The sequence below is a fragment of the Pseudomonas sp. FP1740 genome, from assembly GCF_030687165.1.
Lineage (GTDB): Bacteria > Pseudomonadota > Gammaproteobacteria > Pseudomonadales > Pseudomonadaceae > Aquipseudomonas.
In genome coordinates, this window is the sequence record NZ_CP117461.1 from 4,126,785 (window position 1) to 4,139,909 (window position 13,125).

The window sequence follows — 13,125 nt, forward strand, 5'->3', positions numbered from 1 at the left end:
GCCGCCCCTTTCAAAACCGGATCAGTCGCGCACCGGGCCAGGGGCCAGGACTTCACGCGAGCCGTTGGTGTTCATGGACGTCACGACCCCGGCCATTTCCATGGCTTCGATCATGCGCGCCGCGCGGTTGTAGCCGATTTTCAGCTTGCGCTGAACCGCGGAGATGGACGCACGACGGCTTTCCAGGACGAACTGCACCGCTTCGTCGTAGAGCGCATCGGTTTCGGCATCATCGTCACCACCACCGCCGCCGTTTTCAAAGCCGCTACCGGCTTCTTCGACACCGGCCAGGATGTCATCGTTGTATTCCGGCGCGCCGCGCAGTTTCCAGGCTTCAACCACCCGGTGCACCTCGTCATCGGACACGAATGCACCGTGAACACGAATCGGCAGGCTGGTGCCCGGCGGCATGTACAACATATCACCGTGGCCCAGAAGTTGTTCGGCGCCGCCCTGGTCGATGATGGTCCGCGAATCGATCTTGCTCGATACCTGGAACGCCATACGGGTCGGGATGTTCGCCTTGATCAGACCGGTGATCACATCCACCGACGGACGCTGGGTCGCGAGGATCAAGTGGATACCCGCCGCACGCGCCTTCTGCGCGATACGCGCGATCAGCTCTTCAACCTTCTTGCCGACGATCATCATCATGTCGGCGAATTCGTCGACCACCACGACGATGGTCGGCAGCTTCTGCAGCAGCGGTGCCTCGTCGTGGATGCTTTCGCGCTTGTACAGCGGATCGCTCAACGGCTCGCCGGCGTCCTGGGCTTCCTTGACCTTGGCGTTGAAGCCCGACAGGTTACGCACGCCCATCTTCGCCATCAGTTTGTAGCGCCGTTCCATCTCGGCGACGCTCCAGCGCAAGGCGTTGGCGGCGTCCTTCATGTCGGTGACCACCGGGCACAGCAGGTGCGGGATGCCTTCGTAGATCGACAGCTCAAGCATTTTCGGGTCGATCATGATCAGCTTGGCGTCTTCAGGGCCCGACTTGAACAGAATCGACAGGATCATCGCATTCACACCCACCGACTTACCGGAACCGGTCGTACCGGCCACCAGCAAGTGGGGCATTTTCGCCAGGTCAGTGATGACCGGTTTGCCGCCGATGTCATGACCCAGGGCCAGGGTGACCGGGGACTTGAAGTTATCGTACTCGGGGGTCGACAAGACCTCGGAGAATCGCACGATCTGCCGGTCTTCGTTAGGGATCTCGATACCGACCGTGGTCTTGCCCGGAATCACTTCCACCACGCGCACGCTGGTCACGGCCAGGGAACGGGCCAGGTCTTTGGCCAGGTTGGCGATGCGGCTGACCTTGACCCCGGCGGCAGGCTGGATTTCGTAACGGGTAATGACCGGGCCCGGGTGAATCGAGTCTACCGAGACTTCGACGCCGAATTCCTTGAGCTTGATTTCCAGCAAGTGGCCGACGGCCGCCAGGGATTCAGGCGAATAATTGAGTTGTTTCTTTTCCGCCGGGTCGAGAATCGAAATCGGCGGCAAGGTGCCTTCCACGGCGCTGTCGACGAACAACGGCGCCTGTTTCTCTTTTTCCACGCGCTTGCTCGGAGCGGCCGGCTTCGGCGGCGCGGGAGCAATCACCGGCGGCACCTGCTTTTCACGCTCGGACATGTGCTTGCTCAGGGCCTGCTCGCGCTCGATCAGGCGTTCCTTGACCTTGGCCTGCTCACGTTTGTCGGTGACCGTCGGCGCAACCACGTCATGCACGCGATCGTCGACTTCACGTAGCTGGGCGACCAGTTGCTTGCGTTCGGTACGGGCTGCCCACCAGCGATTGGCCGCGCCCTGAAACAATTCGAACAAATCGAGGGTGATCTTGCCGGTGACGTCCATCACCTTGAACCACGACAGGTCGGTGAATACCGTCAGGCCGAACAGGAACAGCGCGATAAACAACAGCGTGCTGCCCTGAATGTTCAGCGCATTCTTCGCCAGGTCGCCGAGGCTTTCACCCAAAGCGCCGCCCGCGCCGGCCGGCAGACCGGTCGCCGCATGGAAATGGATATGGGCCAGCGCCGCGCCCGACAGCACCAGAAACACCAGGCCGATCAGGCGCCAGGAAAACAGCCAGCCGCTCCACTGCCATGGCTCGTGGCGCTGACGGAAGATCTGATAGGCCTTGATCGCCAGCAATAGCGGGAAAATGTAGGCGAAGTAACCCAGGACCATGAACAGGATGTCGGCGCTGTAAGAGCCGGCAGGCCCGCCGAAGTTCTGCACATCGTCGATCTTGCTGTTATGGCTCCAGCCCGGATCGTCCTTGCCATAGGTCAACAAGGCCATCATCAGGAACAGGCACAAGGCACCGATGGCGATCAATGCACCTTCCTTGAGCCGGTAGTGCAATTGCTGGCGCCAGAGCGGTACGACTGTTTTAGGTGCTGCGGTGGATTTCTTCAAAACGCTTCTTTTCCTGCGCCCTTGGCGCGTCCATCTGTTGAATGACTATAAAAACTGCCCAATCCAGGCAGGTAAAAAAGTTAACAGCCCCAACCGGGACTACTTTTAACACTGTGCCCCGGCTTTTCGAAATACGGCACGCAGCGCTTTTTTGATACAAACACTGTTACAAGCGGGCATTGTACGGGTTTGTTCGCCCAATGCCATGCTTGAGACCCTTGGCTCCAGCATAGCCAACAGCACAATACGCGCCGTCCAATTTGAGCATGCATTCTCTTTTGTGACAAAGGCTTATGAGGTGTTTTTATGAGTGAAGCGAAGCATTCCCGCCTGATCATTCTGGGTTCCGGCCCTGCCGGTTACAGCGCAGCCGTTTATGCCGCTCGCGCCAACCTCAAACCCGTTGTCATTACCGGCATACAGGCCGGTGGCCAGCTGACCACCACCGTCGAAGTCGACAACTGGCCCGGCGACGTCGAAGGCCTGACCGGGCCGGTGCTGATGGAACGCATGCAGAAACACGCCGAACGCTTCGACACCGAGATCGTTTACGACCACATCCATACCGCCAAGTTGCAACAGCGCCCGTTCGAGCTCATCGGCGACAGCGGCACCTACACCTGCGATGCGCTGATTATCGCCACCGGCGCTTCGGCCCAATACCTGGGGCTGCCATCGGAAGAAGCCTTTGCCGGCAAAGGGGTTTCGGCCTGCGCCACTTGCGATGGCTTCTTCTACCGCAACCAGGTGGTCGCAGTGGTCGGCGGCGGCAACACCGCGGTGGAAGAAGCCCTGTACCTGTCGAACATCGCCAAGGAGGTTCATCTGATTCACCGTCGCGACAAACTGCGCTCGGAGAAGATCCTGCAGGACAAACTCTTCGAAAAAGCCGCCAACGGCAATATCCGCCTGCACTGGAACCAGAACCTGGACGAAATACTCGGTGACGCCAGCGGCGTGACCGGCGCCCGCCTGCGTCACAGCCATACCGGCGAAACCGCTGAACTGTCGCTGGCCGGCGTGTTCATCGCCATCGGCCACAAACCCAACACCGACCTGTTCCAGGGCCAACTGCAGATGCGCAACGGCTACCTGCTGGTCAAGGGCGGCAGCGAAGGCGACGCCACCGCCACCGCCATCCAGGGTGTATTCGCCGCCGGCGACGTGGCCGACCACGTTTACCGCCAGGCAGTGACCTCTGCCGGAGCCGGTTGCATGGCTGCGCTGGATGCCGAGAAGTATCTCGATGACATTCCCGGCGTTTGACGGTTAACCTTCTATCTGGCGGGTTTATCGGCCCGCCACCGCCCTCCCCTTCTGCAAGCCCGGATGCCATGCTGACTTGGTTACAACGCAATACCCTGACTTTTCCGCCGCTGGAAAAAGCCATGCGCGACCCCAACGGACTGCTGGCCGCGGGCGGCGATCTGTCCGCCGACCGTCTGATTCAGGCGTATCGCCATGGCTGCTTTCCGTGGTTCTCGGAAGGCCAACCGATTCTCTGGTGGTCGCCGGATCCGCGCACGGTGCTGTTTCCCGACGAACTGCATGTCTCTCGCAGCCTGAATAAACTGCTGCGCCAACAACGCTATCAAGTGACCTTCGATCGGGATTTTGCCGCGGTCATCAGCGCCTGCGCCGCGCCGCGCGAGTACGCCGATGGCACCTGGATCACCCAAGCGATGCAGGACGCCTACGTCGAACTGCATAGGCGCGGCTACGCCCATTCGGTGGAGGTCTGGGACGATGGCGTGCTGGTCGGCGGGCTCTACGGCCTGGCCATGGGACAGCTGTTTTTCGGTGAGTCGATGTTCAGCCGTGCCGACAACGCCTCCAAATATGGCTTTGCCACGCTGGTGCGACATCTGAAAGACTCAGGTTTTGTGCTGATCGATTGCCAGATGCCTACCGATCATCTGCACAGCCTGGGCGCCCGAGCGATTCCCCGCACCGAGTTTGCCGGCTACCTTGCCCGGCACCTGGATCAACCCAGTCGTGCCACCTGGGTTTGCTGAGCGACATTGGCCCGTGTGGCTTACACTTAATGCGGGGAGACGAATTGAGAACGTCCCCTTATCAAAAGTTTATCCCGAGGGTTGATCATGACCGAGTTGGCGCGTTTGAAGTTCTATGCCACTCAGCCCCACTCTTGCAGTTATCTGCCCGAGGAGCAGGCCACTACGCTGTTCCTCGACCCCAGTCAGCCCATGGATGTGCATGTCTACGCAGATCTGTCGGAAATGGGCTTTCGTCGCAGTGGCGATCATCTCTACCGGCCCCATTGCCAGAATTGCAATGCGTGCGTACCGGCGCGCATTCCTGTGGCGCAATTTACCCCCAACCGTCAGCAGAAACGCATTCTCAAACGCAATGCCGACTTGCAGGTACGCCCGGCCCGACCAAAGTTCAGCGAGGAGTATTTCGACCTCTATCAGCGCTACATCGAACAGCGCCACGCCGACGGCGATATGTATCCGCCGAGTCGCGACCAGTTCTCGACCTTCCTGGTGCGTGACCTGCCGTTCTCCCGCTTCTACGAATTTCGTCTCGAAGGCCGACTGGTGGCGGTGGCCGTCACCGACTTGCTGCCCAATGGCCTGTCAGCGGTGTACACCTTCTACGAGCCTGGCGAGGAGCGTCGCAGCCTGGGGCGTTACGCGATTCTCTGGCAGATTGCCGAAGCCGGGCGCCTGGGGCTGGAAGCGGTCTATCTCGGCTACTGGATCAAAAACTGCAAAAAAATGAGCTACAAGACCCAATATCGCCCTATCGAACTGCTGATTAATCAACGTTGGGTCATCCTGAACTAGAACCCCTTGGCTTAAACCCCACTTTTCGGGCACAATGCACGCCGCTTTTGCCTGGCGCAGTTGCACCGGGCCATTCATTGGACACCGAGGGCTTTACTGCATGTCGAAAGAAGACAGCTTCGAAATGGAAGGCACTGTCGTCGACACCCTGCCCAACACCATGTTTCGTGTGGAGTTGGAAAATGGGCACGTCGTAACCGCGCATATCTCCGGCAAGATGCGCAAGAACTACATTCGTATTCTTACCGGCGACAAAGTGCGCGTCGAGCTGACGCCCTATGACTTGAGCAAAGGGCGCATCACCTACCGCGCTCGCTAATCAAGTCAATACAAAACGCCCGGCTATGCCGGGCGTTTTTGTTTGTGCGCAATGCGGATCGTTCCCACGCTCTGCGTGGGAATGCCTCAACGGACGCTCTGCGTTCGGCTTTTGAAGGGACGCGGAGCGTCCCGGGCTGCATTCCTTTGCTGCGCGTGGGAACGATCATGGCAGACAGCAAAAAGGCGCCTTTCGGCGCCTTTTGCTTTGTTGCGGTTAACGTCAGGCCATTTCAGCCGTGGTCTCGAACTCGAAGGTCAGCTCGCCGTCCTTGATGTCGATGTGCACCACACCGCCATGTTCGGCCAGTTCGCCAAAGAGAATCTCCTCCGCCAGCGGACGCTTGATCTTGTCCTGAATCAAGCGCGCCATTGGTCGGGCACCCATGGTCACGTCGTAACCACCGGCCGCCAGCCAGCTGCGAGCAGCGTCGGTGACTTCCAGCAGCACACGCTTGTCTTCCAGCTGCGCCTGAAGCTCGGTAAGGAACTTGTCCACCACGCTTTTGATGACCTCATGGCTGAGGCGACCAAACTGGATAATGGTGTCCAGACGGTTGCGGAACTCCGGCGTGAAGCTCTTCTTGATCACTTCCATCGCATCGGACGAGTGGTCCTGATAGGTGAAACCGATCGAAGCACGCGCTGCAGTCTCGGCACCGGCGTTGGTCGTCATGATGACGATCACGTTACGGAAGTCTGCCTTGCGCCCGTTGTTATCGGTCAGCGTACCGTGGTCCATGACCTGCAACAGCAGGTTGAAGACTTCCGGATGCGCCTTCTCGATTTCATCGAGCAACAACACGCAGTGAGGCTGCTTGGTGATGGCTTCGGTCAGCAGACCGCCCTGGTCGAACCCGACATAGCCTGGAGGCGCACCGATCAGACGCGATACGGTGTGGCGCTCCATGTACTCGGACATGTCGAAGCGAACCAGCTCGACCCCCAACGCCTTGGCCAGCTGACGCGCAGCTTCGGTTTTACCGACGCCGGTCGGGCCTGCGAACAGGAACGAACCGACAGGCTTGTCAGGCGACTTGAGGCCGGCACGGGACAGTTTGATCGCGGTCGACAGTGAGTCGATCGCCGCATCCTGGCCGAATACCGTGAGCTTCAGGTCACGCTCAAGGTTACGCAGCAGCTCTTTGTCGGAGCTGGTGACGTGTTTTGGCGGAATTCGCGCGATTTTCGCAACGATGTCCTCGACCTGAGGCACTTCGATGCGTTTCACGCGCTTCTCGACTGGCTGCAGACGCTGATAGGCGCCCGCCTCGTCGATCACGTCGATGGCCTTGTCCGGCATGTGCCGGTCATTGATGTAACGCGACGCCAGTTCGGCAGCGGCACGCAGGGCTTCATCACTGTACTCAATGTTGTGATGGAGTTCGAAACGCCCTTTCAGGCCACGCAGGATACCGATGGTGTCTTCCACCGAAGGCTCCGACACATCAACCTTCTGGAAGCGCCGGGCCAAGGCACGGTCCTTCTCGAAGATCCCGCGGAATTCCTGGAACGTGGTCGAACCGATGCAGCGAATATCGCCCGAAGACAACAATGGCTTGAGCAGGTTCGAGGCATCCATGACGCCACCGGACGCAGCGCCCGCACCGATGATGGTGTGGATCTCGTCGATGAACAGGATCGCCTGCGGACGTTTTTTCAGCTCATTGAGCAACGCCTTGAAGCGCTTCTCGAAATCGCCGCGGTATTTGGTTCCGGCCAGCAAGGCCCCCAGATCGAGGGAATACACCACGCTGTTGGCCAGCAGGTCCGGCACCTGGTTGTCGACAATGCGCTTGGCCAGGCCTTCGGCAATCGCGGTTTTACCCACGCCCGCCTCGCCCACCAGCAATGGGTTGTTTTTGCGACGCCGCGCCAGGATCTGCGCAACGCGCTCGACTTCGAGCTCACGGCCTACCAATGGATCGATACGACCCTGGCGCGCGAGTTCGTTGAGGTTGCTGGCATAAGCATCCAGAGGATTGCCTGAAGAAGAAGACTCACCGCCCTCGTCGTCCTGCATATCTTGTTCACCTTCAGAGTGATCGCCATGCCCTGGCACTTTGGAGATGCCATGGGCGATGTAGTTGACGACATCGATGCGCGCAACGCTCTGCTGTTTCAGCAGAAACACTGCCTGACTCTCTTGCTCACTGAAGATCGCGACCAGCACGTTGGCGCCAGTTACTTCGCGTTTGCCCGAGCTCTGTACGTGAAAGACAGCACGTTGCAGTACACGCTGGAAGCCCAGGGTTGGCTGGGTTTCACGATCCTCGTCATGCAAGGGGATCAATGGCGTGGTGGAGTCGATGAACTCCTGCAGGTCATGCTTGAGTTTGTCGAGGTTTGCGCCGCAGGCACGCAAAACGGTAGCGGCAGCCTCATTATCCAATAGGGCCAGCAGCAGGTGTTCGACGGTCATGAATTCATGACGCTTCGAACGAGCCTCCTTGAAGGCTAGATTGAGGGTGACTTCGAGCTCGCGGTTTAACATAGCTTCACCTCATACCCAAGTGGTCGGCGATTAACCGTCCTTCTCGATTTCACAGAGTAGCGGATGCTGGCTTTCCCTGGCGTACTGGTTGACCTGCATGGCCTTGGTCTCGGCGATGTCGCGGGTAAACACTCCACATACTGCCCGTCCTTCTGTATGAACGGCCAGCATGACCTTGGTCGCCAGCTCGCGATTCAGGTTAAAAAACACCTCGAGCACTTCGACGACGAAATCCATCGGTGTGTAGTCATCGTTGAACAAAACCACCTTGTACATAGGCGGCGCCTGTAAAGCAGGCTTAGCCTCCTGAACAGCAATGCCTGCGGAATCGTCGTCGTGTAAATCAGGGCGATCCTGATTGAATGTTAGTCGAATCTGGCTGATTGCATGCATGGAAAGAAAGGTTCGTCAGTTGTGCAAATACAGTGGTGGGGGCGGCCATCAGCGATTTCAACTCCGACCGCCCGGTCGCCTTGACTATCGGGAAAACGGTGTTACAACCAATAGAGCCCACAGTGGGTAAAAAAGGTCCGCGGAGTCAATCTATTTACAAGATTAGACTGCGGATTAACTGGATGATACTCCAGTGATGGAGTCTGTTGCAGAGGGATATGAGTATGGCTGTCGGTAAGGTGAAATGGTTCAACAATGCCAAGGGGTTCGGTTTCATTAATACCGAGGCCAGAGAAGGTCGCGACGAGGATGGCAAGGATATCGATTTCTTTGCCCACTACTCAGCCATTGATATGGATGGATACAAGACCCTCAAGGCAGGGCAAATCGTTAGTTTCGAGATCGTTCAGGGCCCCAAAGGGTTGCATGCTGTAAAGATCGCACCTGCCACCTTCCCGAACGGACAGACCGCACCTTCCATCAAGCCAGAAACAGTGTCGAGCTGACACAACCTGCCATCCAGTCATAAAAAACCGCCCGAAGGCGGTTTTTTTGTACCGATTCACCTACATGTGCGGCTTACATATGCGAGATGAGCGCATCGCCAAACCCGGAAGACGATACCAGCTTCGCGCCATCCATCAGGCGCTCGAAGTCATAGGTCACGGTTTTAGCGGAAATCGCGCCGTTGGTGCCCTTGATGATCAGATCCGCCGCTTCGGTCCAGCCCATGTGACGCAGCATCATCTCTGCGGACAGGATGAGCGAACCCGGGTTGACCTGGTCCTTGCCGGCGTACTTCGGCGCGGTGCCGTGGGTGGCTTCGAACATGGCCACGGTGTCGGACAGGTTCGCACCCGGCGCTATACCGATACCGCCCACTTCCGCCGCCAGGGCGTCGGAGAGGTAGTCACCGTTGAGGTTCAGGGTGGCAATCACATCGTACTCGGCCGGGCGCAGCAGGATCTGCTGAAGCATGGCGTCGGCGATGGCGTCCTTGACGATGACGTTCTTGCCGGTTTTCGGGTTTTTGAACTGCATCCACGGACCGCCGTCGAGCAGGGTCGCGCCGAATTCTTCGGCAGCCACTTCGTAGGCCCATTCCTTGAAGGCACCTTCGGTGAACTTCATGATGTTGCCTTTGTGCACGATAGTCAGTGAGTCGCGATCATTGTCGACCACATACTGCAGGGCCTTGCGCGCCAGACGCTTGGTGCCTTCCAGCGAAACCGGCTTGACGCCGATACCGCAATTCTGGTCGAAACGGATCTTGGTGACGCCCATTTCTTCTTTAAGGAACTTGATGATCTTGGTCGCTTCCGGCGAACCGGCCTTCCATTCGATACCGGCATAAATGTCTTCCGAGTTTTCGCGGAAGATGGTCATGTCGACGTCGCCTGGCTTCTTGACCGGACTCGGCACGCCTTCAAACCAGCGCACCGGACGCAGGCACACATACAGGTCGAGTTGCTGGCGCAGCGCCACGTTCAGGGAACGGATGCCACCGCCGACCGGCGTGGTCAGAGGGCCCTTGATGGAAACCACGTAATCCTTGACCGCGTCCAGGGTTTCCTGAGGCAGCCAGGTGTCCTGATCGTAAACCTGAGTCGCTTTCTCCCCGGCGTAGACTTCCATCCAGGAAATTTTGCGCTCGCCGCCGTAAGCCTTCTTAACAGCAGCATCGACAACCTTGATCATGACCGGGCTGATATCAACGCCAATACCATCGCCTTCAATGAAGGGAATGATCGGGTTGTTAGGAACATTGAGAGAATGGTCCGCGTTGACGGTAATTTTTTCGCCGACGGCTGGAACCTGAATCTTCTTGTATCCCATGCTGAACTCCATTGTTTGGATTGAACATCTGGCTTCGTCCGAGCGTACCCCAGTTGAATCGGCGCGCAAACCCTATGTTCCGTCCATCTGCCGCGAAGCTGCACAGTTCGTGACGTACAAGCCTGAAAGTAAAGGGAAAAGCGCCAAACTCAAGCACGCCATACAAGGCTACTCCCCACGCCCGCCTGCGACCTTTAGACCAATGGACGAGAATCGTTGCATATGAACCATCGGCAGATTGCCAGCTACCTATGTATAATGCCGCCGCTGACCACAGAGTCACGACGGCCGACCTCTCTGCCACTGGAAATGTAGCCGAGACTCTGGGCCCGAAAAAGCAGGATTGTTACCGCAGTCCACCCGCTTGACGCTCGACCGATGCACCCAACATCACCGCAAAGAAACCTCGACATTCGGCTCATGGATGACTTTGAACGAACGCGCTTACCCGGCGCCCCTCGAGTTTCTATGCACGCTTTAGCAAAGAAGAGAGAGTTAATCCGAATATGCCCACCCGCTCGAAGATCATCTATACCTTCACCGACGAAGCCCCAGCCCTCGCCACCTATTCACTGTTGCCTATCGTAGAGGCCTTCACCGCCTCCGCTGATATCGCCGTTGAAACCCGCGATATCTCTCTTGCAGGGCGCATCCTGGCCAGCTTCCCCGAGCAATTGGGTGACAAAGCGGTAGCCGACCACCTCGCCGAACTGGGCGACCTGGCCGTTACACCTGAAGCCAACATCATCAAGTTGCCGAACATCAGCGCTTCGGTTCCGCAACTGCAGGCCGCGATCAAAGAGCTGCAAGCCCAGGGCTATGCACTGCCGGATTACCCGGAAACCGTGACCAGCGACGCCGACAAAGAAGCCAAGGCCCGCTACGACAAAATCAAGGGCAGCGCCGTAAACCCGGTTCTGCGCGAAGGCAACTCCGATCGTCGTGCACCGCTGTCGGTCAAGAACTATGCACGCAAGCACCCGCACAAAATGGGCGCCTGGGCCAAGGACTCCAAGTCCCACGTCGCCCACATGAGCACCGGCGATTTCTACGGCAGCGAAAAAGCCGCCCTGATCGACGCCGCTGACGCCGTCAAAATCGAACTGATCGCTCAAGACGGCACCACCACCGTCCTGAAGGAAAAAACCACCGTACAAGCCGGTGAGATCCTCGATTGCGCGGTCATGAGCAAAAACGCGCTGCGCAGCTTCATCGCCGCTGAGATCGAAGACGCCAAGGCAAAAGGTGTACTGCTGTCGGTTCACCTCAAAGCCACCATGATGAAGGTCTCCGACCCGATCATGTTCGGCCAGATCGTTGCCGAGTTCTATAAAGATGCCCTGGCCAAGCACGCTGACGTGCTGGCGCAAATCGGCTTCAACCTGAACAACGGCATCGGCGACCTGTACGCTCGTATCAAGGCCTTGCCTGCCGAGCAACAAGCGCAGATCGAAGCGGACATCCAGGCGGTCTACGCCGTTCGTCCGTCGTTGGCCATGGTCAACTCCGACAAAGGCATCACCAACCTGCACGTGCCGAGCGACGTCATCGTCGACGCCTCGATGCCGGCGATGATCCGTGACTCCGGCAAGATGTGGGGCACCGACGGTCAACTGCACGACACCAAGGCCGTGATCCCGGATCGTTGCTACGCCACCATCTACCAGGCGGTGATCGAAGACTGCAAGGCAAACGGCGCCTTCGATCCGACCACCATGGGCAGCGTGCCAAACGTTGGCCTTATGGCGAAAAAAGCCGAAGAGTACGGCTCGCACGACAAGACCTTCCAGATCAAGGCCAACGGCGTTGTTCGTGTCACCGACAGCAAAGGCACCCTGCTGCTGGAACAGTCGGTTGAAGCCGGCGACATCTTCCGCATGTGCCAGACCAAAGACGCGCCGATCCAGGACTGGGTCAAACTGGCCGTCAACCGCGCTCGCGCAAGCAGCACTCCGGCGATTTTCTGGCTGGACCCAATGCGCGCCCACGACGGCGTGGTGATCGAGAAAGTTCAGGCCTACCTGAAGGATCACGACACTTCCGGCCTGGACATCCGCATCATGTCGCCAGTCGACGCGATGAAGTTCACCCTGGAGCGCACTCGCTCCGGCCTCGACACCATTTCGGTGACCGGCAACGTATTGCGCGACTACCTGACTGACCTGTTCCCGATCATGGAACTGGGCACCAGCGCCAAGATGCTGTCGATCGTTCCGCTGATGAATGGCGGCGGCCTGTTCGAAACCGGCGCTGGCGGTTCGGCACCGAAGCACGTTCAACAGCTGCTGGAAGAAAACTTCCTGCGCTGGGATTCCCTGGGCGAGTTCCTGGCCCTGGCCGCCTCCCTTGAGCATCTGGGTGTGACGTACAACAACCCTAAAGCGCTGGTGCTGGCCAAGACCCTGGATCAGGCCACTGGCCAGTTCCTGGACAACAACAAGTCGCCATCGCGTAAAGTCGGCAACATCGACAACCGCGGCAGCCACTTCTACCTGGCACTGTACTGGGCTCAAGCCCTGGCCGCCCAGACCGAAGACGCTGCACTGCAAGCGCAGTTTGGCGAACTGGCCAAAACCCTGACCGCGAACGAAGCAACCATCGTTGCCGAGCTCAACGCCGTTCAGGGCAAGCCAGTGGACATCGGCGGTTACTACCACGCCAATGCCGAGCTGATCAGCAAGGCCATGCGCCCGAGCGCAACCTTCAACGCCGCGATTGCTGCGTTGGTTTAAGGTTGTAAGGGAACATCACAAACCCCGGCCATGCGCCGGGGTTTGTGTTTTCAGCGTTGACAGCATTCAAATGTGAACACTGCCCCCTACAGGGAAAGCGCTTCAAATTCAACAT

General features: G+C 58.4%; 10 protein-coding genes. 6 read left to right on the top strand and 4 right to left on the bottom strand.

The window, feature by feature from the left end:
* Nucleotides 1-21: 21 nt before the first annotated feature.
* Nucleotides 22-2,427, bottom strand: coding sequence for a DNA translocase FtsK (locus PSH69_RS18485; protein WP_086944984.1), 2,406 nt, complete (start codon nucleotides 2,425-2,427; stop codon nucleotides 22-24).
* 306 nt (nucleotides 2,428-2,733) lie between these two features.
* Here PSH69_RS18485 and trxB point away from each other — a divergent pair, with 306 nt between their 5' ends.
* The 4 genes from trxB (at nucleotide 2,734) to infA (ending at nucleotide 5,556) form a co-directional block, all read left to right on the top strand.
* The gene (gene trxB / locus PSH69_RS18490; RefSeq protein ID WP_018925527.1) at nucleotides 2,734-3,693 is read left to right on the top strand and encodes a thioredoxin-disulfide reductase; all 960 of its coding nucleotides are present in this window, start codon (nucleotides 2,734-2,736) and stop codon (nucleotides 3,691-3,693) included.
* A gap of 68 nt (nucleotides 3,694-3,761) precedes the next feature.
* A complete protein-coding gene (gene aat / locus PSH69_RS18495; protein WP_305409376.1) occupies nucleotides 3,762-4,442 on the top strand; it encodes a leucyl/phenylalanyl-tRNA--protein transferase in 681 nt (226 codons plus the stop codon).
* Nucleotides 4,443-4,529: 87 nt separating this feature from the next.
* Nucleotides 4,530-5,237, top strand: coding sequence for an arginyltransferase (locus PSH69_RS18500; RefSeq protein WP_305409377.1), 708 nt, complete (start codon nucleotides 4,530-4,532; stop codon nucleotides 5,235-5,237).
* A gap of 100 nt (nucleotides 5,238-5,337) precedes the next feature.
* A complete protein-coding gene (gene infA, locus PSH69_RS18505) occupies nucleotides 5,338-5,556 on the top strand; it encodes a translation initiation factor IF-1 (RefSeq protein ID WP_002553999.1) in 219 nt (72 codons plus the stop codon).
* A 222-nt stretch (nucleotides 5,557-5,778) separates the two neighbouring features.
* Here the strand turns inward: infA and clpA are convergent, their stop codons facing one another.
* Both clpA and clpS read right to left on the bottom strand, forming a co-directional pair.
* On the bottom strand, nucleotides 5,779-8,049 hold the full coding sequence (gene clpA, locus PSH69_RS18510; protein WP_018925524.1) for an ATP-dependent Clp protease ATP-binding subunit ClpA: 2,271 nt from the start codon (nucleotides 8,047-8,049) through the stop codon (nucleotides 5,779-5,781).
* 30 nt (nucleotides 8,050-8,079) lie between these two features.
* The gene (gene clpS, locus PSH69_RS18515) at nucleotides 8,080-8,442 is read right to left on the bottom strand and encodes an ATP-dependent Clp protease adapter ClpS (protein WP_015094394.1); all 363 of its coding nucleotides are present in this window, start codon (nucleotides 8,440-8,442) and stop codon (nucleotides 8,080-8,082) included.
* A 224-nt stretch (nucleotides 8,443-8,666) separates the two neighbouring features.
* On the opposite strand from clpS, the gene PSH69_RS18520 reads away from it, so the two are divergent.
* On the top strand, nucleotides 8,667-8,948 hold the full coding sequence (locus tag PSH69_RS18520) for a cold shock domain-containing protein (protein ID WP_305409378.1): 282 nt from the start codon (nucleotides 8,667-8,669) through the stop codon (nucleotides 8,946-8,948).
* Between the two features lie 73 nt (nucleotides 8,949-9,021).
* On the opposite strand, the gene icd is transcribed toward PSH69_RS18520, so the two are convergent.
* Nucleotides 9,022-10,278, bottom strand: a complete 1,257-nt coding sequence (gene icd / locus PSH69_RS18525) for an NADP-dependent isocitrate dehydrogenase (RefSeq protein ID WP_305409379.1) — start codon at nucleotides 10,276-10,278, stop codon at nucleotides 9,022-9,024.
* Nucleotides 10,279-10,784: 506 nt separating this feature from the next.
* Between icd and PSH69_RS18530 the strand changes: the two genes are divergently transcribed.
* Entirely contained in the window at nucleotides 10,785-13,010 is a 2,226-nt protein-coding gene (locus PSH69_RS18530; protein ID WP_018925521.1) for an NADP-dependent isocitrate dehydrogenase, read from the top strand.
* Nucleotides 13,011-13,125 lie beyond the last annotated feature (115 nt).